At 62.3% G+C, this 23,740-nt stretch carries 24 protein-coding genes; 9 read left to right on the forward strand and 15 right to left on the reverse strand.

What is annotated here, in order from left to right:
• Positions 1 to 104 precede the first annotated feature (104 nt).
• Positions 105 to 794, forward strand: a complete 690-nt coding sequence (locus tag KLP40_RS13750) for a spheroidene monooxygenase (RefSeq protein WP_246558841.1) — start codon at positions 105 to 107, stop codon at positions 792 to 794.
• A gap of 124 nt (positions 795 to 918) precedes the next feature.
• Positions 919 to 3,939, forward strand: coding sequence for a leucine--tRNA ligase (locus KLP40_RS13755; protein WP_246558842.1), 3,021 nt, complete (start codon positions 919 to 921; stop codon positions 3,937 to 3,939).
• A 179-nt stretch (positions 3,940 to 4,118) separates the two neighbouring features.
• Here the strand turns inward: KLP40_RS13755 and KLP40_RS13765 are convergent, their stop codons facing one another.
• The 7 genes from KLP40_RS13765 to KLP40_RS13795 all read right to left on the reverse strand — a co-directional run bounded on the left by KLP40_RS13765 (position 4,119) and on the right by KLP40_RS13795 (position 8,589).
• Positions 4,119 to 4,769, reverse strand: a complete 651-nt coding sequence (locus tag KLP40_RS13765) for an NAD(P)-dependent oxidoreductase (protein WP_215594394.1) — start codon at positions 4,767 to 4,769, stop codon at positions 4,119 to 4,121.
• A gap of 75 nt (positions 4,770 to 4,844) precedes the next feature.
• Positions 4,845 to 5,285, reverse strand: a complete 441-nt coding sequence (locus KLP40_RS13770) for an Rrf2 family transcriptional regulator (RefSeq protein WP_262898946.1) — start codon at positions 5,283 to 5,285, stop codon at positions 4,845 to 4,847.
• A gap of 155 nt (positions 5,286 to 5,440) precedes the next feature.
• Positions 5,441 to 5,773, reverse strand: coding sequence for a type II toxin-antitoxin system RelE/ParE family toxin (locus tag KLP40_RS13775; protein WP_215594396.1), 333 nt, complete (start codon positions 5,771 to 5,773; stop codon positions 5,441 to 5,443).
• The gene (locus tag KLP40_RS13780; RefSeq protein ID WP_215594398.1) at positions 5,763 to 5,999 is read right to left on the reverse strand and encodes a hypothetical protein; all 237 of its coding nucleotides are present in this window, start codon (positions 5,997 to 5,999) and stop codon (positions 5,763 to 5,765) included. The genes KLP40_RS13775 and KLP40_RS13780 overlap by 11 nt, the downstream gene beginning before the upstream one ends.
• 19 nt (positions 6,000 to 6,018) lie before the next feature.
• Positions 6,019 to 6,369 (reverse strand): MmcQ/YjbR family DNA-binding protein, encoded by a 351-nt coding sequence (locus tag KLP40_RS13785; RefSeq protein WP_215594399.1) that lies wholly within the window; start codon positions 6,367 to 6,369, stop codon positions 6,019 to 6,021.
• Between the two features lie 104 nt (positions 6,370 to 6,473).
• Positions 6,474 to 6,647: a DUF6728 family protein gene (locus tag KLP40_RS13790; protein ID WP_215594400.1), complete on the reverse strand. Its 174-nt coding sequence runs from the start codon at positions 6,645 to 6,647 to the stop codon at positions 6,474 to 6,476.
• Between the two features lie 172 nt (positions 6,648 to 6,819).
• Positions 6,820 to 8,589: an AMP-dependent synthetase/ligase gene (locus KLP40_RS13795; protein WP_215594401.1), complete on the reverse strand. Its 1,770-nt coding sequence runs from the start codon at positions 8,587 to 8,589 to the stop codon at positions 6,820 to 6,822.
• A gap of 346 nt (positions 8,590 to 8,935) precedes the next feature.
• Here KLP40_RS13795 and KLP40_RS13800 point away from each other — a divergent pair, with 346 nt between their 5' ends.
• The gene (locus KLP40_RS13800) at positions 8,936 to 9,394 is read left to right on the forward strand and encodes a nuclear transport factor 2 family protein (RefSeq protein WP_215594402.1); all 459 of its coding nucleotides are present in this window, start codon (positions 8,936 to 8,938) and stop codon (positions 9,392 to 9,394) included.
• A 34-nt stretch (positions 9,395 to 9,428) separates the two neighbouring features.
• Here KLP40_RS13800 and KLP40_RS13805 read toward each other — a convergent pair whose 3' ends face one another.
• The 7 genes from KLP40_RS13805 to KLP40_RS13835 form a co-directional block, all read right to left on the reverse strand.
• Positions 9,429 to 10,094 (reverse strand): Rossmann-fold NAD(P)-binding domain-containing protein, encoded by a 666-nt coding sequence (locus tag KLP40_RS13805; RefSeq protein WP_215594403.1) that lies wholly within the window; start codon positions 10,092 to 10,094, stop codon positions 9,429 to 9,431.
• Between the two features lie 32 nt (positions 10,095 to 10,126).
• Positions 10,127 to 10,642 carry a hypothetical protein gene (locus tag KLP40_RS13810; protein ID WP_215594405.1) on the reverse strand — a complete coding sequence of 172 codons (516 nt, stop codon included), beginning with the start codon at positions 10,640 to 10,642 and terminating at the stop codon, positions 10,127 to 10,129.
• Between the two features lie 45 nt (positions 10,643 to 10,687).
• Positions 10,688 to 11,017, reverse strand: coding sequence for a hypothetical protein (locus tag KLP40_RS13815; protein WP_215594407.1), 330 nt, complete (start codon positions 11,015 to 11,017; stop codon positions 10,688 to 10,690).
• Complete coding sequence (locus KLP40_RS13820; protein ID WP_215594409.1) at positions 11,014 to 11,430, reverse strand: hypothetical protein; 417 nt, start codon at positions 11,428 to 11,430, stop codon at positions 11,014 to 11,016. The genes KLP40_RS13815 and KLP40_RS13820 overlap by 4 nt, the downstream gene beginning before the upstream one ends.
• 21 nt (positions 11,431 to 11,451) lie before the next feature.
• Positions 11,452 to 13,512, reverse strand: coding sequence for a (E)-4-hydroxy-3-methylbut-2-enyl-diphosphate synthase (ispG, locus tag KLP40_RS13825; RefSeq protein WP_215594410.1), 2,061 nt, complete (start codon positions 13,510 to 13,512; stop codon positions 11,452 to 11,454).
• Between the two features lie 271 nt (positions 13,513 to 13,783).
• Complete coding sequence (locus KLP40_RS13830) at positions 13,784 to 14,446, reverse strand: NAD(P)H-binding protein (RefSeq protein WP_246558844.1); 663 nt, start codon at positions 14,444 to 14,446, stop codon at positions 13,784 to 13,786.
• A 159-nt stretch (positions 14,447 to 14,605) separates the two neighbouring features.
• Positions 14,606 to 15,598 (reverse strand): NAD(P)H-quinone oxidoreductase, encoded by a 993-nt coding sequence (locus KLP40_RS13835; protein WP_215594411.1) that lies wholly within the window; start codon positions 15,596 to 15,598, stop codon positions 14,606 to 14,608.
• 123 nt (positions 15,599 to 15,721) lie between these two features.
• Between KLP40_RS13835 and KLP40_RS13840 the strand changes: the two genes are divergently transcribed.
• The 4 genes from KLP40_RS13840 to KLP40_RS13855 all read left to right on the forward strand — a co-directional run bounded on the left by KLP40_RS13840 (position 15,722) and on the right by KLP40_RS13855 (position 18,167).
• Positions 15,722 to 16,222 (forward strand): type I phosphoribosyltransferase, encoded by a 501-nt coding sequence (locus KLP40_RS13840; protein WP_215594412.1) that lies wholly within the window; start codon positions 15,722 to 15,724, stop codon positions 16,220 to 16,222.
• Positions 16,223 to 16,342: 120 nt separating this feature from the next.
• Positions 16,343 to 16,705, forward strand: coding sequence for a hypothetical protein (locus KLP40_RS13845; RefSeq protein ID WP_215594413.1), 363 nt, complete (start codon positions 16,343 to 16,345; stop codon positions 16,703 to 16,705).
• Positions 16,706 to 16,959: 254 nt separating this feature from the next.
• Positions 16,960 to 17,520: a hypothetical protein gene (locus KLP40_RS13850; RefSeq protein WP_215594414.1), complete on the forward strand. Its 561-nt coding sequence runs from the start codon at positions 16,960 to 16,962 to the stop codon at positions 17,518 to 17,520.
• A 218-nt stretch (positions 17,521 to 17,738) separates the two neighbouring features.
• Entirely contained in the window at positions 17,739 to 18,167 is a 429-nt protein-coding gene (locus tag KLP40_RS13855) for an STAS/SEC14 domain-containing protein (protein ID WP_215594416.1), read from the forward strand.
• 206 nt (positions 18,168 to 18,373) lie between these two features.
• Here the strand turns inward: KLP40_RS13855 and KLP40_RS13860 are convergent, their stop codons facing one another.
• Positions 18,374 to 20,563, reverse strand: a complete 2,190-nt coding sequence (locus tag KLP40_RS13860) for a glutamine synthetase III family protein (protein ID WP_215594417.1) — start codon at positions 20,561 to 20,563, stop codon at positions 18,374 to 18,376.
• 322 nt (positions 20,564 to 20,885) lie between these two features.
• Between KLP40_RS13860 and KLP40_RS13865 the strand changes: the two genes are divergently transcribed.
• Both KLP40_RS13865 and KLP40_RS13870 read left to right on the forward strand, forming a co-directional pair.
• Positions 20,886 to 22,751: an LTA synthase family protein gene (locus tag KLP40_RS13865; protein WP_215594418.1), complete on the forward strand. Its 1,866-nt coding sequence runs from the start codon at positions 20,886 to 20,888 to the stop codon at positions 22,749 to 22,751.
• A 114-nt stretch (positions 22,752 to 22,865) separates the two neighbouring features.
• A complete protein-coding gene (locus KLP40_RS13870) occupies positions 22,866 to 23,594 on the forward strand; it encodes a hypothetical protein (protein WP_215594419.1) in 729 nt (242 codons plus the stop codon).
• Positions 23,595 to 23,740 lie beyond the last annotated feature (146 nt).

The following is a 23,740-nucleotide window of genomic DNA, read 5'->3' on the forward strand; positions in this document are numbered from 1 at the left end:
TCCGGGCCTTTTTTGTTGTTTTGACGATATACCTAGCGCTAGAAAACCAGCCCCTGCTTTCCAAGGTGGGGAACCAGTTTTTTAGCTTTAACTTCCTTCCCGTTTTGCCTCTTACCACCCTTTCCATCCTCACCCTCCGGCCCGACCAGCGCCGTTGGGGCTTTGCGCAGATGGGCACGGCCCAACGGCCCTTGCAGCGCGTGCCGGGCCTGCGGTTTCAGAAGCTGCTGGGCAGCGGGGCGGGCGGCTTCGGAGCGTTGCCCAACCTGAGGCGGTACGGCTTTATGGCCGTCTGGGACGACGAGGCAGCGGCCCAGGCCTTCTTCGACGGGCACCCGCTCTGGCAGCAGTACCGGCAGCGCACCACGGCCCTCTGGACGGCCCGGCTGGCACCCATCAAGGCCCACGGCCTCTGGGACGGCCAAACCCCCTTCGATTACGCCACCGAGCCCTCCGCCCCCGATGAGCCGGTGCTGGTGCTGACGCGGGCCTCCATCCGGCTGCTGAAAACGCCGCGGTTCTGGCGCTACGTGGCCCCGGTAAGCGCCACCATTGCCGACGCGCCGGGCGTGCGCGCCGCCATCGGGCTGGGCGAGCTGCCGGTGGTGCGCCAGGCCACGGTGAGCCTCTGGGAGTCGGCCCGGGCCATGCAGGACTACGCTTACCGCAGCGAGAAACACAAGGAAGTTATCCGGCTGACGCGTCAGGAAGACTGGTACGGCGAGGAGCTGTTCGCCCGGTTCCGGGTGCTGGGCACCGAGGGGGTTTGGGACGGGCGCAACCCGCTGGGCTGAGTTCTGCTGCTACGCCGGCGGGGCGGCAGGCGCAGATTTTCGGTTGAAGCCGGGCAAAAAGGGCCGGTCAGCCCCTGTTTTTCCGTAATTTCGCCCGTTCCGATTCACCGTACCCCCTCTGCCCATGCCCGGCTACCATCCCCAGGATATTGAGAAGAAGTGGCAAGCCCACTGGAAAGACCAGCACACCTTCAAGGCCGAAAACGGCTCGGAGAAGCCCAAATACTACGTGCTCGACATGTTCCCCTACCCCTCGGGGGCCGGGCTGCACGTGGGCCATCCGCTGGGCTACATTGCCTCCGATATTGTGGCCCGCTACAAGCGCCTGCGCGGCTTCAACGTGCTGCATCCCATGGGCTTCGACTCGTTCGGGCTGCCCGCCGAGCAGTACGCCATCCAGACCGGCCAGCACCCCGCGGTAACCACCGAGCAGAACATCAGCACTTACATCAAGCAGCTCTCGGCCCTGGGCTTCAGCTACGACTGGAGCCGGGAGGTGCGCACCTCCGACCCCGCGTACTACAAGTGGACGCAGTGGATTTTCCTCAAGCTCTTCAACAGCTGGTACAACCTCGACACCAACAAGGCCGAGCCGCTGAAAACCCTGCTCGCCAAGTTTGCCGCCACCGGCAGTGAGGGCATCCGGGCGGCCGGCGACGCCGATGAGCGCCACGAGTTTACGGCCGGCCAGTGGCAGTCGTTCACCGAGAAGCAGCGCCTCCAGGCCGTGCACCCCTACCGCCTGGCCTACCAGCAGGATACCTACGTGAACTGGTGCCCCGGCCTGGGCACGGTGCTCTCGAATGACGAGGTAAAAGACGGCCTCTCCGAGCGCGGCGGCTTCCCCGTGGAGCGCCGCCTCATGCCCCAGTGGAACCTGCGCATCACCGCCTACGCCGACCGCCTGCTCCAGGGCCTCGACACCCTCGACTGGCCCGACGCGGTGAAGGAAATGCAGCGTAACTGGATTGGCAAGAGCACCGGCGCCAGCGTGCGGTTCCCGGTGTACCTGCGCGCCGCCGACGGTACCATGAAGCCCCAGCCCGAGGAAATTGAGGTGTTCACCACCCGCGTGGACACCATTTTCGGGGCCACTTTCCTGGTGCTGGCCCCCGAGCTCGACCTGACCCGCGTACTGGGCGAGCGGGCCGCCGCCCAGGCCGACCACTCGCCCGAAGCCTCGCAGACCCTGTCCGAGTTGCAGCAGTACGTAAAAGCGGCCACCAACCGCTCGGAGCGGGAGCGGCAGACCGACGTGAAAACCGTGAGCGGGGCCCCGACCGGCGCCTACGTGCAAAACCCCTTTACCCAGGAGTTCCTGCCCGTCTGGACGGCCGACTACGTGCTGGCCGGCTACGGCACCGGCGCCGTGATGGGCGTGCCCAGCGGCGACCAGCGCGACTGGCTGTTTGCCACTCACTTCCAGCTGCCCATCCGCCAGATCCTGGACGCCCAGCAAAATCTCGACGAGCAGGCCGACCCCACCAAGGAAGGCCGCTACATCAACTCGGGCTTCATCACGGGCCTCACCTACGACGAAGCCACCGAGCAGCTGCGCCTGCGCCTGCGGGCCAACCGCGTGGGCGAGCCCAAAATCACCTACCGCATCCGCGACGCCATCTTCGGCCGCCAGCGCTATTGGGGTGAGCCCATCCCGATCTACTACAAGGACGGCGTAGCCTACGGCGTGGCCGAAGCCGACCTGCCTTTGGTGCTCCCGGAAATCGACGAGTACAAGCCCACCGAAACCGGCGAGCCGCCCCTGGGCCGCGCCCAGGACTGGCTCTACCAGGGCAAGTATCCCTACGAGCTGAGCACCATGCCCGGCTGGGCCGGCTCCAGCTGGTACTACCTGCGCTACATGGACCCGCACAACGCCGACCGTTTTGTGGGCGAAGCAGCCGAGGCGTACTGGCAGAACGTGGACCTATATCTCGGTGGCGCAGAGCACGCTACCGGCCACCTGCTCTACTCCCGCTTCTGGCACCTGTTCCTGAAAGATCTGGGTCTGGTGACGGCCAATGAGCCCTTCCAGAAGCTCATCAACCAGGGCATGATTCTGGGCCGCTCGAACTTCGTGTATCGGTTAAATGGGGCTAAAGTCATCGACTTTACGAGTGGCACACCTAAGGAGACAGGTCCGGTTTTCGTTTCGAAAAGTATTGCTGATATATTTGAAGACAAGGGCAAATACACTGAGCAAGAATTAATTGATGGGCCCGGCGTACTCAAATATTATGGCCTTGTCAACGCTTTTTTAGGTAAATCTCTGGGAAATACGACCCTCGAACTACCTGATTTCGAAGAGGCGAGTATCACACCCTTACATGTGGATGTAAGCATTGTCAACAACGACGTGCTGGATACCGCCGCCTTTAAAAACTGGCGCGAGGAGTACGCTACGGCTGAGTTCATCCTCGAAGACAACGGCACCTACGTGGTGGGCGTGGAAGTGGAGAAGATGTCGAAGTCGAAGTACAACGTCGTTAATCCCGACGTTTTGATCGACAAATACGGGGCCGATGCGCTGCGCCTGTACGAGATGTTCCTCGGGCCGCTGGAGCAGTTCAAGCCCTGGAACACCAACGGCATGAGCGGGGTATCGGGCTTCCTCAAGAAGTTCTGGCGCCTCTACCACCCCCAGGACGGCGCCTTTGCCGTGACCGACGAGCCGGCCGCCCCCGCCGAGCTCAAGGCCCTGCACAAGGCCATCCGCAAGGTGGAAGAGGACATTGAGCGATTCTCGTTCAACACCACCGTCAGCGCCCTAATGATTACCGTGAACGAGCTCATGGCCCTCGACTGCCACAAGCGCGCCATCCTGGAGCCGCTGGTGGTGCTCATTTCGCCCTACGCCCCCCACCTGGCCGAGGAGCTCTGGCAGCAGCTGGGCCACGCGCCCTGCTCCATCAGTGAGGCCGCTTACCCCGAGTTCCGCGAGGAATTCCTGGTCGAGGACGTGGTGAACTACCCGGTAGCTATCAACGGCAAGGTGCGCGAGCAGATGCAGTTCGCCGCCACCGCCACGCCCCAGGAAATCGAGGCCGCCGTACGCGCCTCCGACTTTCTGCCCCGCTTCGCCGACGGCAAGGCCCCGAAAAAAGTCATCGTCGTGCCCGGCCGCATGGTGAACGTGGTGGTGTGATTTTAGCTGTTCGCTGATGGCTGTTAGTTATTAGCGAAAAAGGCCCGCCGGATTCGTCCGGCGGGCCTTTTCATTTGTCATCCTGAGCGGAGCGAAGGACCTTATCACGTCCGCGCTTCTACCGAACGACTCGTGCTGACGTGATAAGGTCCTTCGCTCCGCTCAGGATGACAGATATGCTAATACGCCGCCGTGAACCGCTGGCGGCTGTGTTTGGGCTGCTCTACTTCGTCGAGGACCACGACGGCCAGGTCTTCGCCCGAGAGGATGCTGCGGCCTTCGGCGTTAAACACCGGGCTTTCGGTGCCGAGGCGGTAGTGGCCGGTGCGGCCGGTGTCGATGCCGGGGTGCATTTCGATGGCGGGGCTCAGGAACGTCCAGTCGAGGGTGTCGTTAGCTTTCAGCTCGTTGTGGTAGTCGCGGGCGGCCTGGGCACCGGGCTTGATGTCGGCGGGGAAGTCCGGGCCATCAACCAGCTGCTGGCCGTTGAGGTAGAGGCTGCCGGCCCCGCCGATGGCCACCAGCCGCGCCACGCCCGACTGCACGGTGGCCGCTTCGATGGCGCGGGCGCCTTCCAGGAAGTCGTGGTAGAGGTTGGGGTTGGTCCAGCCGGCGCTGAAGGCGTTGATGACCACGTCGTGGCCGGCCAGCTGGCGGGCGGTTTCCTCGACGTAGGTTACGTCGCCGGTTACTACGGTCAGGAGGTCGGAGGTCTGGGTGAGCTTGGCGGGGTCGCGCACGAGGGCGGTTACGTGGTGGCCGCGCTGCAGGGCTTCGGCCAGGATGCGGGAGCCAACAAAGCCAGTGGCACCAATGAGGGCAATTTTCATGGACGTAAAGGGTAAAGTGAAGAGAAAAAGAAACACGCTGTAACCAATACAGTTACAATCAGGCGCAAAAAAAGGTCAGGAAATAAGGGCTTTGGCTGCAATGTCGGTGGTGACCTGCTGCAGGGTGGTGTGGGCCAGCACCTGCTCCAGGGCCGTCTGGGCGCGCTGCAGCGTATCATCCAGCGCCGACTGGATGTGGCGGCCCACCAGGCAGGCCGGGTTGGGCTTGTCGTGCACGCTGAACAGCTGGCCTTCCTCCACCACTTCCACGGCGCGGTACACCTCCAGCAGCGTGATGTTAGCCGGCTGGCGCGTCAGGAACGTGCCGCCCGAGGCCGGCCGCACTTCCACCAGCCCGGCCTTCTTGAGCTGCCCCAGAATCCGCCGAATTACCACCGGATTGGTGTTCACGCTGCCCGCCATGCGCTCCGACGTCAGCGGCACGCCCTCCTGCTCCGGCAGCGCCAGCAGAGAAAGCACATGGACGGCGACGGAAAAGCGGCTGCTGATCTGCATAATCTGGGCGAAGAAATCCTGGCGGCACGGCCGTGACTGCCGGCACTCGGTGCGACAAAGGTAGCAGTGTAACTACAGTTGTTACAACCCGGTTCAAAAAGAAAGCGGCTGAAGCCGCTTATAGCTGCTTGCTGCAAGCAGCCGCCCGGCCGGGGCTACAGCAATCCATTATCTCGCAGCAGCTCATCCCGCTCGTTATCCGACACAGAGTCATGCGCTGACTTATCGTAAATCGTCAGCAGATACACGCGTTGACCTACCACTTTCACGCAGGTAATGACGCGGGCCCCACCGCTTTTACCCTTGTTTTTGGCCGCAATGGCCATGCGCACCTTGTAACAGTCGCGACCCAGCGGAGTACCGGCAGTGGGGTTCAGTTCCAGCTGGTCGAGCAAAGCGCTAAAATCACCCCGGATGGAGGAATACCGCTTCCCCAACTTCTTCAGCCGCCGCTGAAATCCTTCCGAAACAATGATTTCAAAGCTCATCCAGCAATTCCCTAGCCGACTTCAGCCTGATTTTGCCTTGCTCGTGCAGCTCCATCTGCTCCAAGGCTTCGCGGAAATCATCCACCCACTCCTGCTGGGCCGGGGTGAGCTTTTTGGCCGCCGTCTGCCGGATGGGCTTGGCGTCCACCTCAAAGGAAAAGCTCTTGAGCACCTTCATCAGGAAGGCGTATTGCTCATCGGGAACAGTCAGCAGAATCTGGCGCATATCGCAAAATACTGAGTTTCTAGGGTAATAGTTCGTCGCGCTGCTTTTTGGGCAGGGAGGCGCGCACCAGGTCGTAGGAATGGTCAATCAACTCGCGCAGCTGCTGCTCCGGCGCGCCCGTGCCGATGAGTACCGTGTTCCAGTGCTTCTTGTTCATGTGGTAGCCGGGCAGCACATACTCGTGCTGCTCGCGCAGCTCCTGGGCGCGCTCGGGGTCACACTTGAGGTTGATGCTGCCGAAGGTTTCGATGTCGGTGAGGGCAAACACTTTGCCGCCGACTTTGAACACCAGCGTTTCGGGGCCGAAGGGAGTTTCTTCGGTCACGCCGGCTTTGAGCAGGCAATAGTCGCGGAAGTCTTCGATGTTCACGCGGAGAGTTGTCAGGTAAGGTGGTCAGTCGTTAGGTGTCAGTTGCCAGTCAGGATACCTTACAGCAACCCCTGACAACTGGCAACCATCACCTGACAACTAAATTACCGGATAAACCAGCGGTAGAGCAGCACCACCAGCGCCACCAGAAACATGGCCATGCTCAGCTTATTAATGAAGTGCATGGTGCGCAGGTTGAAGTTGGTGTGGCGCGCGGGGTCGTTCTTGCGGAAAAAGTACCCGAGCATCGGGCCGAAATTAAACAGGTCTTTACGCATGAGGCAGTTGGATTCGGGTTCGGAAAGATAACACCCGGGCCCCGGAAAAGATTTGCCCACAGGCCGGATGGCCGGGCAGTAGCGCGAACTGTGTAGTTCGCACCCCCGAGCCGTCCGGACGATTTCGTTTCAGCGGCGCGGGGACGCGAACTACACAGTTCGCGCTACTGCGCTAGCCCCGAAACAGGTTCTCGATGCGCTGCTGGTTGTTCTGGCTGATGATTTTGCGGCGCACTTTGAGCGTGGGCGTCAGCTCGCCCGATTCTACGCTCCAGAGGGCGGGCAGCAGCTCGATTTTCTTGATCTGCTCCCACTGGGCGAAGGCGGCGTTGGTTTGCTGCACCAGTTGCTCGTAGAGCTGGCGCACCTGGGCGTGGGCGGCCAGAGCGGCGTCGGAGAGGTCGGCGGGGAGCTGGTGCTGCTTGGCCCAGGCGCGCAGCTCGGTGAAGGCGGGCACCAGCAGGGCGGCGGCGTACTTTTCGCCTTCGCCCAGCACCATCACCTGCTCCACCAGCGGCGACTCCGAGAGCTTCGATTCCAGGGGTTGCGGGGCCACGTACTTGCCGTTGGAGGTTTTGAACATCTCCTTTTTGCGGTCCGTGATTTTGAGGAAGCGGCCCTGCACCAGCTCGCCGATGTCGCCGGTGTGCAGCCAGCCCTCGGCGTCGATGACTTCGGCCGTGAGGTCGGGACGCTGGTAGTAGCCCTGCATCACGGAGGGCGAGCGGGTCAGGATTTCGCCGTCGGCGGCAATTTTCACTTCCACGCCCGGCAGCACCGGCCCCACGGCCCCGATGAGGTTGCCCTCGGGCACGGGCTGGCTGGCGGCAATAACGGGCGAGGTTTCGGTCATGCCGTAGCCCTCCATCACCCGGATGCCGGCGGCCCAGAACACCCGCGCCAGCCGCGGCTGCAGAGCCCCGCCCCCGCTCACGATGTAGCGCACCTGCCCGCCCATGGCCGCGCGCCACTTGCTGAACACCAGCTTATTGGCCAGCGCCAGCTGGGCGTTGTACCACGCGCCCTGGTCCTGCTGGGTGTCGTAGCGCAAACCCAGGTCGAGGGCCCAGAAGAACAGCTTGCGCTTGAGGCCGGTGAGCTGCTGGCCGGTGGCCACAATCTTGTCGTAGATTTTTTCGAGCAGGCGGGGCACCGTGGTGAATACGTGGGGCTGCACCTCGCGCAGGTTGTCGGGGATGCGCTCCACGCTTTCGGCGTAGTAGATGCTAAAGCCCAGCTGCAGGTACAGGAAGGTAGCGGTGCGCTCGAAAATGTGGCTCAGGGGCAGGAAGCTGAGGGTTTTGTGGCCCGGGGCCAGCGGCAGGTAGCTCAGCAGGTTCTGGCAGTTGAACAGGATGTTGTGGTGGCTGAGCATCACGCCCTTGGGCCGGCCGGTGGTGCCGGAGGTGTAGATGAGCGTGAGCAAATCGTCGGGCTGCACGGCGGCTTTCAGGGGCTCCAGCGCGGCCACGTCGGCGGCGGCTCCCAGGGCCAGCAGGTCGGCGAAGGAGCGGTGGCCGGGCGTGGGCTCGAAGGTGAGGATGTGCTCGGGACCGTGCGGCAGCCCGGCCACGGCCTCCTGCACCCGGGTCAGCAGCTTTTCGCCCTCCACCAGCACCACGCGCACGCCGGCATCCTGAAAAATGTGGCGGTAGTCTTCCACCGTGATGGTGGGGTACATGGGCACGCTCACGGCCCCCAGCTGGGCAATGCCCATATCGGCTACCACCCACTCGGGACGGTTGGGGCAGATGATGGCCACCTTATCGGCGGCCCGCACCCCCAGGGCCCGCAGGCCCAGGCTGGCCTGGTTGCTCATTTCCTGCACCTGGGCGGCACTCAGCGGCTGCCACTGGTCGTCCTTTTTGGCTACCAGGCAGTCGGCCGCGGGGGTGGTATGGGCCAGGTGAGCCAGGAGGTCGAAGGTGCGGGAAAACGTCATGGGAGAAGCGCGGGGAAAGCTGCCGAAACTGCGGCAATCCGCAAAAATAGGCGGCTGCCCGGTGGCAATGGCGGCAGGCCATAATTTTATCAGGGCACGGGCAGCCACGCGGTGTAGAGCCGCGACCCTTCGCGGCTCGGCGTTGAACAGCTGAGGCCGCGCCGGCAGTACGATGTAGAGACGCGTATTCGCGTCTCGCTGTTGAACGACTGAGGCCGCACCATCCACTCAAACAACGTCAGCAACGACGAGACGCGAATACGCGTCTCTACATCCAACGTCGGCCCGCATGCTGCTTCGGCAGGACGTTCTGTTACCTTGTGCGCTCTACCCCGCTGCTCAACTTATGAAGTCTGTGTTCCTTCTGCCCCTGCTGCTGGCCGCTCCGGCGGCCTTCGCCCAAACCAAACCGGCCGCCGAAACCGAGGCGGTGCAGCAAACCATCCGCCGCTTCTTCGACGGCATGCGCCGCGGCGACAGTGCCGCCGTGCGCGCCACGCTGGCCCCGGGGGCGATATTCCACACCCTCGCCACCAAAAACGGCCAGACGCAGCTGCGCCCCGAAAGACCCACGGAGTTTGTGAAAGCCGTGGGTACGCCGCACCCAGAGGTGTGGGATGAGCGCATCACGTTTGAAAAAGTGCTCATTGACGCCAACCTGGCCAGCGTCTGGACGCCCTACCAGTTCTACCGGGGCAGCACCTTCAGCCACTGCGGCTACAACTCGTTTCAGCTGGTGAAGCTGGCCGAGGGCTGGCGCATCGCCCACATCATCGACACGCGGCGCAAGGAGCCGTGTAAGTAAAACAACCTTTAGCTCTGTCATCCTGAACGGAGGATTATCCTTTCGCCGCCGCCACGATGTCGGGTACTTCCAGAATGGGTTTGGGGTAGCCGCGCTGGGCTACGTGCAGCATGGCCTGGCCCAGCTCCTGCAGCGTGGAAGCGAATTTGGGGGCCACGCCGCGCACCACGGGGTACAGCCAGCCGAAATACTTGTAGTACGACAGCACGTGCCGCTGGCCGGGGGTGGCGCGCAGGAAACCGGGGCGGAACATGAACGCCTGCCGGAAGCCCAGCTGCCGCAGCTCGTTTTCGGTTTCGCCCTTCACGCGGGCCCACATCTGGCGGCTGCGCAGCGTGTCGTCGGTGCCGGAGCCCGAGACGTAGCAGAACGTGAGGTCGGGGCCGTTGTGGGCCAGCAGGGTGCGGGCGAAGTGCAGGGTCAGGTCGTAGGTGAGGCGGCGGTACTCCGGCTCCTGCATCCCCACCGACGATACGCCCAGGCAGAAAAAGCAGGCGTTGTAGCCGCGCAGCTGGCCGGCAATGGGCGTGAGGTTGTGGAAATCCTCGTGCAGCAGCTCCCGCAGCTTGGGGTGCTGGTGCCCGCTGGGCCGGCGGCTGATGCTGAGCACCTGCTCCACTTCGGGGTTCTGCAAGCACTCCAGCAGCACCCCTTCCCCCACCATACCGGTCGTGCCGGTGAGTATCACGCGTAGTTTCATGCTGGTGAGGACGGATAAGCGGCGCGGATGTTTTAGGCCTCGTCCGGATTCCAGTAGCCAGTAAACTCCGCGCCCATGTACGCAGCTGCTTCATAAGCATCTACCGGATACTCCTCCACAAACTGGGTATTCCAGAAAAACTGCCCCAGCGAGCAATTGAGCTTAATAAAGAACTTGCGCGGGTTTTCGGCTTCCTCTTCCCAGAAGTAATCGTGAAACAGATAGCCTACCTGCGAATCCCGAATATCCAGCGCTATAGGGTCGCCGTTTAAACCACTGCCGACCAGCAGCAGCCCGGCCTGTAGAGCCCGCTGAAAATCGTCTTCCCAGTCCAGTTTCTTCTTCAGGGTATTTACATGATCAAAATGCACCTCCCCGATTGTCAGATCAGTATCGAAAGAAAACTCCGCCAACAGCTGCTGCACCTCCGCCGAGACGTTCCACTGCTGCAGTAGCGCCGCGTTTTCAGGGCGCAACTGCGCCCGGTGTTTCTGGGCGTTGATTCCTGCCGCTTCCAGCGCGGCCTGTAGTCTCTGTTTATCGGTCATGGCAATTGAATATCTGCTGTAGATGCGTGAGCGGCTTGAATGTTCTTAGCTGTCAGGAAATAGCTGGTTCATTTGCTGAAAGCCAATTCCGCAGACATTGGCATCAATCTGATCAACACCGTCCACATCAGTGATATCTATTCCTCCTTCTGCAACGATTTCACCGGCCAATGGTGAAACAGTTTTTAGCTTCAGTGCTGCAAGCCCTTCCCAATTGGGTGTTTCCAGATGTGCTTGGAAGAAAGGCTGATAGTTGGTGTAATAAGCGGACGTTGGCTTCAGGGTGCCCCCGATTACCCCCATCGAAGCGTCAACTACTTTTGCTTCGATAGTGCCCAAGAATGTCAGGCCGGCGAATAACTGGATTTCGTTCACGGTCGAGTAAAAATCAGAAAAATATCTTCTTCCAATTCGAAGCCGCAATACTGAATTGCATCAAGACTCGCGCTTCTTCGCTCCTTTGGTGGCTGCCATTGATTACCAGCCCAGCAAGTATAAAGTTCTACTTTTTCTTCTTGCGAGAGGGCAGAATCAATGAAGCTTAACAAGGCATTTACTGAACTAGCATTCTTAGCGACCAACTCAGCATCTTCGAAATCAATATCGTTGGCAAATCCATAGGAACACCCTTGCCAAGAGCCCAGATGATATATGTTCTTTTTAGTGAAGTTCGGAACTACTGCCACATCGGAAGCAGCAAGTGGCTGCACACTAAAAACAGGTTCCTCATCATCTGACGCCACTATAGACAAATCAGCATCTGCTCCGAGATAAACGCAATAGCACATACGAGTCAGTAGTAAAGCCGCCTACCCCGCCACCGGCTCTTCCAGCAGCACGGGTTCCAGCCAGCGGCCGTCTTCGCGCATGAGTTCGATGAGCTCGTCTACGGCGCGTTCTTCGGGCACGGATTTCTTGATGACTTCCTGGCCGCGGTAGAGGGCAATTTTGCCTTTTCCCACGCCCACGTAGCCGTAGTCGGCGTCGGCCATTTCGCCGGGGCCGTTCACGATGCAGCCCATGATGCCGATTTTCACGCCCTTCAGGTGGTCGGTGCGCTTGCGGATCATGGCGGTGGTTTCCTGCAGATCGAACAGGGTACGGCCGCAGCTGGGGCAGCTGATGTACTCGGTTTTGCTCATGCGGGTGCGGGCCGCCTGCAGAATGCCGAAGCTGAGCTGGTTGAGCTGGTCCAGCGTAGTCAGCCACTCTTCTTTGCTGCGCTCCGGCAGCAGCTCGGTGCTCAGCAACACGCCGTCGCCAAGGCCGTCGAGGAGCAGGCCGCCCACGTCGGTGGCGGCGTAGAGCTGGGTTTGCTCGGGGCTCAGGGCCGGGTACTGGCGCTGGATGATGACGGGGTTGGGCACCGCGTGGTTCAGCAGCTCAAAGAACGCCCGGCGGATCTCGGGCATGGCGTGGGCGTTGTCGGTGGCGAGGATAATAACGGCCGTGGCGTCGTCGCGCAGCTGTTCCAGGACGGCGGGCGTGAGCGAGTCGAGGGTCTGGCGCACGAAGTTCAGCTCCTCATGGCGCGGACCGGCCGCGGCGTACTCCTCGGCCGTGAGCAGCGGGTAGTGGTCGGGGCGCTGGCCGGCGTCGAGCCAGGCGGCGTAGTCTACCACTTCCTTGAGGCCATTGGGCAGCATAAACGGAATGGGCCGCTGGCCCGAGTACACGTAGTCGGCCCCCAGGTCGTTCATCTGGAACTTGTCGAGGAAAGCCGAATACAGGTGCCCCACAGCGCGCAGATCGGCGTATTCCAGGCCGGGCAGCCGCGAGAGGTCGGCCATGACGCGCGGCACGTTCTGCCCGCCCAGGTTCAGCACCTCCCGCGTCACGCGCCGGTGGTACTGGAAGGGGTCGATGGGAATAGTAGTTGTTAGTTGTTGGTTGTCAGTTGTCAGTTCGTTTGGAGCGTCATTTTCACTGACAACTGACAACCAGCAACTAGCAACTGAAGGGATAGGCTGGGCTTCCTGGGCGCGGTTGGTGTACCGGTCAATCAACGCCTTAGCAACCGGCGCCTCTGCTTCGGGGGCTTCAGTGAGGCTCACGCGTACGGTGTCGCCGAGGCCATCTTCGAGCAGCGTGCCAATGCCCACGGCCGATTTGATGCGGCCGTCTTCGGCCTCGCCGGCTTCCGTTACGCCCAGGTGCAGCGGGTAGGGCTGCAGACCCTCCTCGTCGAGCTTCTGCACCAGCAGCCGGTAGGCCTGCACCATCACCTGGGTGTTGCTGGCCTTCATGCTCAGCACCACGTCGTAGTAGTTCTCCTCCTCGCAGAGGCGCAGGAATTCCAGCGCCGACTCCACCATGCCCAGCGGCGTATCGCCGTAGCGACTCAGAATCCGGTCGGACAAAGAGCCGTGGTTGGTGCCGATACGCATGGCCGTGCCGTACTGCTTACAGATCTGCACCAGCGGGCGGAACCGCTCCCGGATGCGCTCCACCTCGGCGGCGTAGCTGCTGTCGGTGTACTCAATCACGTCGAACTTCTTCTTGTCGGCGTAGTTGCCGGGATTCACGCGCACTTTCTCCACGATGCGGGCGGCCAGTTCGGCGGCGTTGGGCGTGAAGTGGATGTCGGCAATGAGGGGCACGGTGCAGCCACGCTTGCGCAGCTCCTTCTTGATTTCGAGCAGGTTCTGGGCCTCCTTCACGCTGGGGGCCGTGATGCGCACGTACTCGCAGCCGGCCTCTACCATGCGCAGCGTCTGCTCCACCGAGCCCAGCGTGTCCATGGTGTCCACGGTGGTCATGCTCTGCACCCGGATGGGGTTGAGCCCACCCAGCGGCAGGTCACCGATTTTCACTTCCCGGGAGAGACGGCGCTTGTACTCGGTGAGGCTGGGGCAATACGTTTTGTTCATAGTGAGGAAACCGGGGGCGGAAGGCGAAAGTTGCGCCCGGCAAAGGTAAGGGGTGTTGGGGGGAATGAGTGAAGTGATGAATGAGTGAATGCGTGAGGTGGGCAGTTGATGAGAAGGGATGGTTGAACCGTTGAATGGCCGTCATCCTGAGCGCAGCGAAGGACCTTACTGCGCCTGAACGAGTCGTTGCTACGGTCGTTCAGGCGCAGTAAGGTCCTTCGCTGCGCTCAGGATGACGGCCATTCACCCATTCACGGCTTCACTCACTTACTTAGTCGCTCTCCTTGCCGGCGACCCGGAAAACGTCCTCCAGGGTTTCCACCTGAACGCCGGACCGTTCGTCGAGGGCGGAATGGAGCATGGCGCGGGCCACGGTGCGGCCGTGAATGGGCCGGTAGCTGCGCAGCAGCGGCATGGCGCTGGCCACCGTGGCCAGCCATAACCCAACCCGCTCACCCAGGCGCGGCTCCGAACGGCTCCCGGCCAGAATGCCCGGGCGCAGAATCCGGATGCGCTGGAAGGGCAGGCGCTTGATGTCGCGCTCCAGCTCGCCCTTCATGCGGGAGTAGAACACGAAGGCGTCGGCGTCGGCCCCGGCCGAGGAGACCAGCACGTAGGCCGGCACACCGTTTTCGGCCGCCGCCTGGGCCGCCTGAAACTGGTAGGTATAATCGACGGTGTACTGGGCTTCCTGGCTGCCGGCCTGGCTCAGGGTGGTACCGAGGCTGGAAAACAGCACGTCGCCGCGCAGCAGGTGATTCCAGTCGCGGGGCTGGTCGAAATCCACGAGATGTTCTTCCAGCTTGGGATTTTGGTAGCCCGTAGGACGGCGGGTAAATACGTGCAGGTGCGTAAACCGGTCGTCGGAGAGCAGCTGCCGGAGCAAGTGGTCGCCGACGAGGCCGGTAGCGCCAATCAGCAAGGCGGTATACATAGGGCAGTAGGTGTCGGATGAGAGGTGTAAGCGAAAAAAGGACCCTTCCGGAACCGGACGGGTCGTGGTATGTAACCCATAAGGACGCATTTAGTCCGGTTCCGTTGCCCACTCCCGCCGAAACGCCTGATTACGGGGCAGTTTACTTTCTCCCGCAGGCTATGCGTGCGCCCGCCCGGCATCGGCCAGCAGCACGATTTTGCCAATGTGGTCACTGGTTTCCATCAGGCGGTGAGCGGCGGCGGCCTCGGCCAGTGGAAAGGTGCGGTAAATGACGGGCCGGAACCGGCCGGCCGCCAGCAGGGGCCACACGTGTTGCTCCACGGCCGCCGCCAGCCGGGCCTTAAACGCGGCGCTGCGGGGCCGCAGGGTGCTGCCCGTGATAGTGAGGCGGCGCGTCATCACATCGAGGGCGTTGAACTCGGCCGCGGCGCCCTGCATGGCGTTGATGAACACCAGGCGGCCATCGTCGCGGAGCAGGCGCAGGTTTTTGGGCGTGTACTCGCCGCCCACCATGTCCAGAATCACGTCGGCCCCGCCGGCGGCGGCCACCTCGGCTTCAAAGTCCGCTTCCTTGTAGTTGATGACGATATCGGCCCCGAGGTCGGCCACGGCGGCGCACTTTTCGGCCGAGCCGGCGGTAGCGGCCACCCGGCTGCCCAGGGCGTGGGCCAGCTGTACGGCCGTTACGCCGATGCCGCTGCTGCCCCCGTGCACGAGCAGGGTTTCGCCGGGCTGCAGGGCACCGCGCTCGAACACGTTGTGCCAGACGGTAAACACGGTTTCGGGCAGACTGGCGGCCTCGGCCAGGCTCCAGCCGGTAGGCACGGGCAGGCAGTGCCGGGCGTCGGCCACGGCGTACTCGGCGTAGCCGCCCTGGGCCAGCAGGGCGCAGACCGCGTCGCCGGGCTGCCAGCGCGTCACGTCGGCCCCGCAGGCTTCCACGTGGCCGGCTATTTCCAGGCCCGGCACCAGCCCGGTTACGTCGGCACTGCCGCGGTACTTGCCCTGGCGCAGCAGCACGTCGGGGCGGTTCACGCCGGCCGCGCCTACTCGGATGAGCACTTCGTGGGGGGCCGGCGCGGGGCGGGGCGGGTCCTGTAGTTCCAGCACCTCGGGGCCGCCGGCTTCTCGGATAACAATGGCGTTCATGGCGAAAGGGGAATTAGCCCGGGGCGGCGGCAACCGCCCACCGCCGGGCGCGTAAACTTCCTCTCCTACGCACCCGGCCCCAATTGGGTGCCGCTCCCGCCCCGCTCCCGCCCCGCTCCGCCCATGAAAATGCCTACCCGCCTGCCTGCCTTCCTGAGTTCCGCCGCCCGGTTTACCGGCCTGGCCGCCTGGCAAACGGGGCATCTGTTCCGCAAAACCGCCCGCGCGGCCCTCGATGCTGTGCAGGACGTGCTGCGGGCCGAAGTGGTGCAGGGCAACGGGGAGCTGGTGCGCGACTTTCTGGTGGGCAAGGCCCTGCCCATGGCCCGCACCCTGCTGCTGGAGCGCATGGCCGCCCGCCTACTGCTGCGCCTGGGCCTGCGCGGAGCGTTGGCTTCCAATGTAGTCGGCTGGATTCTGCCCGTAGTAGTGGAGCAGCTGCTGAAGGCCGGGCAGAAGTCGGGACTCTTTGATAAGGTCCGCCAGAACGCTACCGTCCAGGACACGCTGCTGCGCCTGGAGGAACTGCGCCTGGCCACCTGGAAGCGCCTGGTGCCCGACCCCGGCACGGGTGCCGAGCTGCTGCCCGACGACACGGTTCCGCCCCGGCAGCTTTCGGCCTGAACCGGCCCCAAACCCGGTTTTTTAGCGAATAATTCCCCTCTACAACTTTATTACCTTTTATCGTTTTTGATGCCTGACCGCGCAATCCGCCCCCCGAAAGCAGACCGTAAGTGGGCCCACATGCACGATACCTCTGCCCTGCCGACGGGAGACCACACGCGTTTCCCCCCGGCCCGGACGGCCCTCCGCGACTTGTACCGGACCGTTCGTCACCTTCCTTCCTCCGACCCTTACGCTCCCGCCCGCCTGGCCCGCATCACCGATCAGGCCGAATACCTGCTCGAAACCTGGCCCCTGGCCGAGTGGCCGGTCGCTCTGCACTCGGGCCAGCCCTTGCCCGAGCGCCACGTGCTGCTGGGCTGGGTGGCCACTGCCCGCCGCGAAATCACGCACGCGGGTACTGCTGCCGGCACCGTGTGGCCCTACCCACAGTGGCACCGTATCACTACCACCCTGCTTGCCGCTTTGGTGCCCTTTGCGTGAGAGTAATCAGGGATTAGGGATTAGGGATTAGGGATTAGGGTCAATACGTCATTCTGTGCTGCGCGAGGCATCTTTTTACGTCGGCCCGGATCCGTAACACAATTAGCCTTAGCCGCGTGCGGATCCTTCGCGCGCGGCTAAGTTCGCGCGCGGCTAAGGATGACATGCTTACTTATGCACTAAAACCCAAGCCCTGATTCCTGAAACCTAAGCCCTAATCGCTATCTTTTCGGGTACGTTTTCCCGCTTCGTTTATGAATGGTTACCGGCCCGATGCGCGTTTGCTGGCCCAGCTGCGTGAGCAGGAACGCACGGCCCATCTGACGCGCCTGGCCCGCAGGCTGCGCTGGCTGAACTGGGCAGGATTGGCCTTTTGCCTGCTGCTGGGCCTCGACTGGGCCCTGCCCCTGCGTGAATTCGCCGATGAGCCGCTGCTGCAGCAGCGGCCGGTATCGGCCGGGGGCACCCTGGCCAACCCCCAGATGGCCTACCAGCTGACCACCCCGCACACCCGGTTTCAGCTTCCCCCCAGCCAGATGTACCGGTTGCAGGGCGCCAGCCGCGTAACGGTGTGGCGCACGCCCCTGCTGCGCATCGTCCGCTTCGTGAAGGCGCCCACGGTGGTGGCCGGGCGCGAGCCGTTTGCTCCGGCCGGCGGGCGGCTGTACCGCTCGGTGCTGGCCGCGTTTCCACTGGCCCTGTTCGTGGTGGCCGGAGTAGGCCTGCTGCTGCCCTTCGACCCCGAAACCCGCCTGAATACGTCCGTTGTCAGCGGCCTGCTCTGGATCGTGACGTTGACGCTGCTGGTGCTGTAGTCTTCTGCCTCAGCCACGGCGGCAAGCAAGGCGGGTAGCACGTTTCCACAGAAGGTGTCCCCGGAAAGGATTAACCCGGTCCCGAAGTTTGGCCAGGTCCCGGAATTTGGCCAGCTTTGAGGCTGGCTGACTTTTCGGCCCCGGCCGGGCAATCCGGCGGACGCGCCTGCTCCGTGTGCGGCAACCTTTCTCTTCCGGCTCTTCTACCCGTTTGCCTCATGGCTCTTGAACTAACCAACGGATTCGGTAAGGTTTACCTCACCATCGAGTATAATCCCGCCAGCGAATGGGTATACAACAACTGGGTGGGCTACCAGACCTACACGGGCATTGTAGCCGGGGCCGATGCCTGCCTGGCCCCGCTGCGCGAGCATGCCTGCCCTTATCTGCTCAACGACAACCGCCAGGTGCTGGGGCCCTGGGACCACGCCGTGGAGTGGATTGTAACCGACTGGGCCCCGCGCGCCATTGCCCAGGGCCTTACCCACTTTGCCCACGTGGTAAGCCCCGAGTCGCTGGCTGCCATTTCGGCCGAGGCCATGCACATCGGCATCGGGGGCAAGCTGCAGATGAAAATGTTCGGCGATATTGACGAGGCCGCCGACTGGCTGCGACAGGCCCGGCAGACGGTCGGGAGCGGCAGCTAACCCGCATCACCGGCCATTGGGCCGGCAACCATTATCAACCAAAAAGCCAAACGGCCGTTTCCATCGGGGAGCGGCCGTTTAGCTTTTTGGTTCACCCTCACAATGCAAGGCAACAAAAAAAGCCGCTCCCACCCGGAAACGGCTTTTCTGAAATCGTGGCGCGGAGAAAATTCCCACCCAACTCCGGCCCGATTCTGACCCTGGACTTAGTGCTGGAACAACAGTTCGCGGTACTTTACCAGGGGCCAGTCCTCATCGTCCACCATCAGCTCCAGCTTATCCACGGAGCGGCGGATGGTGTCGAAATGCGTTTTAACCGTATCGCAGTAGGCAATGGCCCGCTCGCGCATGTCGTCAATCTTGTTGGCCGCTTTGCGGGCGTTGGTCATGCCCTCTACTTCCTTCTTGATGATGGCCATGTGGCGCGAAATGGACTTGATGGTGTCCAGCGTCACGTTGGTGTTCTCGTCGTCGAGGCCCAGGTCGCGCAGACCGCGTACGTTGGTGATGAGCTTGGTCTGGTAGGCCACCGCCGTGGGGATGATGTGGTTGATGGCCAAATCGCCCATTACCCGGCCTTCAATCTGGATTTTCTTCATGTAATCCTCCAGCAGAATCTCGTGGCGGGCGTGCAGCTCCACGTGCGAGAAGATGCCGTGACGGGCGAAGAGCTCGGCGGCCGAGTCGGCCACCATGGCGTCGAGGGCCTGGGGCGTGGTGGGCACGTTGCTCAGGCCCCGCTTGGCGGCCTCTTCCTTCCACTCGTCGGAGTAGCCGTTGCCCTCAAAGCGGATGTTCTTGGAGGTAATCACGTAGTCGCGCAGCACGTCCACGATGGCCACTTCCTTCTTGCGGCCGTCGGCGATGAGCTTATCGACCTGGGTTTTGAAGTCGATCAGCTGGTCGGCCACGATGGCGTTGAGCGTGGTCATGGCCGAGGAGCAGTTGGCCGAGGAACCCACGGCGCGCAGCTCGAACTTGTTGCCGGTGAAGGCGAAGGGCGAGGTCCTGTTCCGGTCGGTGTTATCGAGCAGAATGGCCGGAATCTTATCAATGCCCAGCTTGAGGTAGATGTTGTCGCCCTTGTCGAGGGGCAGCTTGGCGGTGCGCTCCAGCTCGTCGAGGACCGAATCGAGCATCGAGCCCACGAACACCGACATGATGGCCGGCGGGGCTTCGTTGGCCCCCAGGCGGTGGTCGTTGCTGGCCGAGGCGATGCTGGAACGCAGCAGGTCGGCGTAGCGGTGAACGGCCTTGATGGTGGTGATGAAGAAGGTCAGGAACTGGAGGTTCTCCTTGGGCCGCCGGCCGGGCGCGAGCAGGTTCACGCCGGTATCGGTGCTCATGGCCCAGTTGTTATGCTTGCCCGAGCCATTGACGCCGGCAAACGGCTTCTCGTGCAGCAGCACCTTGAAGTTGTGCTTCTCGGCCACCCGCGCCATGATGTCCATGAGCAGCTGGTTGTGGTCGACGGCCAGGTTGGCATCCTCGAAAGTGGGGGCGCACTCGAACTGGTGGGGCGCCACCTCGTTGTGGCGGGTGCGCAGCGGAATGCCGAGCTTGTTGGCTTCCTCCTCGTACTCGAGCATGTAGGCGTGCACCCGGGCCGGAATGGAGCCGAAGTAGTGGTCGTCGAGCTGCTGGCCCTTGGCCGGGGCGTGCCCGAACAGGGTGCGGCCGGTCATCACCAGGTCCGGACGGGCGGCGTAGAGCGCCTTGTCCACCAAGAAGTACTCCTGCTCGATGCCCAGCGTGGTGTTCACGCGGGTTACGTCCTTGTCGAAGTAGTGGCATACGTCCACGGCCGCCTTTTCCAGCACCGCCAGCGACTTGAGCAGCGGGGCTTTGTAGTCGAGGGCCTCGCCGGTGTAGGCGACGAAGATGGTGGGAATGCACAGGGTTTTGGCCCCGCCGGTTTCGATGATGAACGCGGGCGAAGTGGGGTCCCAGGCGGTGTAGCCGCGGGCCTCGAAGGTGTTGCGGATGCCGCCGTTGGGGAAGGAGGAAGCATCGGGCTCCTGCTGCACGAGGGCCGAGCCCTTGAAGTTTTCAATCGGCCGACCGTCGGAGTTGAGGTCGAAGAAGGAGTCGTGCTTTTCGGCGGTGGCGCCGGTCAGGGGCTGGAACCAGTGGGTGTAGTGGGTCGCGCCCTTGGCCATGGCCCAGGTTTTCATGGCCGAAGCCACGGCGTCGGCCACGTTGCGCTCCACCGGGGAGCCCTGCTTGATGGCGGCCTGGAGTTTTTTGAAGTATTCGCCGGGCATGTTGGCCCGCATAGCATCGAGGTTGAACACGTTCTTGCCAAAGCTGTCAGAACGACGCTCACCGGTATTTTCTACGGTTAGGGGCTGACGCTGGTCAACCGTTTCAAGCGCTTTAAAGCGGAGAATTGCCATATGGATGGTGTGGCGTGAAAGGCTAAAAGACAATAACTGCCTCAAAGGTACGACCCGGAAGAAAGATTCCACGCAATGCCTTAATTTTTTTACCTCATTTTCGATAAAAACACCTCTTTTCCCTACCTACCCCCTGCTTAATCCGATAACAAAACCAAAAAACTAACTCCTTTTCGTCGAATCCCCTCCTCTTTCCAAACTATGTCACTCCAATAGCAGGATTTTTACCAGCCGGCGGCGGGCCGGGTGCCGGGGCCCGCCCGCCGCGCCGCCCCAGGAACTCGTGCGGAGCATCGGGGCGGCGGCCCTTACCTTTGCCCTCGTGAGAAACCGCTTCGCCTTCCAGCCGCGCTACTTTTTGTTCTGGCTGGCTTTTTTGATGGCCGCCAAGGGCCTGTTCCTGCTCTACTACCTGCCGCGCACCCTGGCCCTGCCGGCCGGCACGGTGCCGCGCATCTTCGGCTACGGCCTGCGCCTGGATGCCTCGGCCACGGCCTACCTGTGCCTGCTGCCCTTCCTGCTGCTGACGGTGGGCAGCCTGGCCGGGCCGCGGTTTCCGCTGGAGCGGCTGCTGCGCCTCGTAACGGGCGCGGCGGGCACGGCCGTGGCCACCCTGACCGTGGCCGACCTGGCCCTCTACGGCCCCTGGGGGTTCCGCCTCGATGCCACGCCCCTGCAGTACCTGAGCACGCCGGGCGAAGCCCTGGCCTCGGCCGGCCCGGGCCAGCTGGGGCTGCTGCTGGGCTTGTGGCTGGGCCTGCTGGGGTTGGGCTGGGACTTCTATAAAGGAATAGTGGGCCGGCTGGCCGCCCTGCCGCCGGGCTTCGGGCGCGGGCGGGCGGCGCTGGCGGGGCTGCTCTACCTGGCCCTGCTGGTGGTGCCCCTGCGCGGGGGCCTGCAGCAGATTCCGGTGAACCAGAGCGACGTGTACTTTTCCGGCGTGCCCTTCGCCAACCACGCGGCCGTGAACGTGCCCTGGAACGTGCTCAACGCCCTGCGCCTGCAAACCAGCCCCATCAACCCCTACCAGTTCCTGCCCGATACCGCCGCCGCCCGCCTCACCGCCAGCCTCTACGCCCCCGCCGGCCCCGATACTGTGCAGCTGCTGCGCCCGGGCCTGGGCCGGCCCAACGTGCTCTTTATCATTCTGGAGAGCTTCACCGGCAAGCTGGTGGGCCACCTGGGCGGCGAGCGGGGCGTCACGCCCACCCTCGACAGCCTGAGCCGCATGGGCGTTTCGTTCCGCAACGTGTACGCGGCCGGCGACCGGAGCCAGAAGGGCCTCGTGGCCCTGCTCTCGGGCTACCCCAACCAACCCACCGCCAGCATCATCAAGTACCCGCGCAAAACCGAGCGCCTGCCCCACCTGGCCCGGGTGCTCAGGGGCCAGGGCTACTCCACGGCCTACTACCACGGCGGCGAGCTGGCCTTTGCCAACATGAAGAGCTACCTCCTCACGGCCGGCTACCAGCACCTCACCGAGCGGGCCGACTTCCGCTCCCGGGACCAGAACGCCAAGTGGGGCGCCCACGACCACGTGCTGCTGAACCGGATGCTGCAAGAGCTGCCCCAACAACGGCCGCCGTTTTTCGTGACGGCCTTTACCCTCAGCTCCCACGAGCCCTTCGACGTGCCCATGCGCACCCGCTTTGCGGGCTCCGACGAGGCCAGCCGCTTCCGCAACTCCGTGTTCTACACCGACCACGTGCTGGGCCAGTTCCTGCAAACGGCCCGGCAGCAGCCCTGGTGGGCCAACACGCTGGTGGTGCTGGTAGCCGACCACGGCCACCCCCAGCCCGGCGACTCGCCCAACCACGACCCGGCCAAGTTCCGCATCCCGCTCCTGCTCACCGGCGGGGCCCTGGCCCCCGCCGCCCGGGGCCGGCAGGTGCTTACCTACGGCTCCCAGACCGACGTGGCCGCGACGCTCCTGCACCAGCTGCACCTGCCCGCCACCAACTTCCCCTGGAGCCGCGACCTGCTGGCCCCCGCCCCGCCCGCCTGGCCCGGCGGCGCGGCCTTCTACTGCTTCACCGACGGCTTCGGCGTAGCTACTCCCGCCGGCACGGTGACCTACGACAACGTAGCCCGCCGCGTCATCGAGCAGGATTCGGCCGTTTCCCGGCGGCAGCTGCGCTTCGGCCAGGCCTATGAGCAGGTGTCGTTCGGGGATTTTCTGGGGAAGTGAGGGAGTGGCTGGGGTGGCATGGCAACAGCTATGCTTTTGGCTCGCCTACTTCGTTGGAAAATTACAAATCCGAAAATGTATTATATTTGACCCTTTGAACAGGCCCTAAAAATAATGTCGCAAATAAAAATCAGGGTAAAAATCAGCAAGACAATATCAATTCTAACTTGGGCAATTGTATTTGTGGTTGCTATGGGGATTCTAACGAGGTTGATTCCGGTTTTCACACCCTATCAAACAGCATTTGGACTCATAGCTTTATTTGACATGGATTCTGAAAGGACTATTCCGGCTTACTTATCCGCACTGAATTTAGGATTTGCGGCCTTATTACTTACCCTTATAACCCACATTAAGAAGTCATTGCACGATGCATACTGGCTGCACTGGCTATTATTATCTTTAGGATTTGGGTATCTTTCAATAGATGAAGCCGTAAGTCTCCATGAGCTATTAACTCAAATTATTAAAGACCATAATCCTACACTAAGTGGAGTACCCTTTCATTATATCATAGCTATTATGGGATTTACAGTCGTGGCTCTACTTTTGCTGTTTTATGGAAATTTTCTTAAGCACTTACAGCCTCAAGACAGGCTACGTTTCACAGTGGCTGGGGCACTATTTGTAACTGGCGCTTTTGGTATAGAAGCCATAGGAGGATACATTGTCACTCACTTAGACCAGTTGTCGACAGATTTAATATATGTGGAAGTAGTAATAGAAGAATCGATGGAAATGTTTGGTATTCTGCTTTTTATCAGAGCTCTTCTCATCTATATAAAAGATCTGGCCCCTGCGACACGCCGGGAAATATCCCACTCAGCCACAGTGCCAGTGTAGGCTTCCCCATGAGGTAGGCTAGAGTGTGTGGACAGTCATCGGAGCCAATCGAGGGCGGCGAGCAGGTGAGCACTGGCTAAGAAGCAGGTGGCCGTTTTCTCGTAGCGGGTGGCAAAGCCCCGCGCCTCCTTGAGCCGGCCAAAGAA

The sequence above is a fragment of the Hymenobacter piscis genome (assembly GCF_018760735.1).
Lineage (GTDB): Bacteria > Bacteroidota > Bacteroidia > Cytophagales > Hymenobacteraceae > Hymenobacter > Hymenobacter piscis.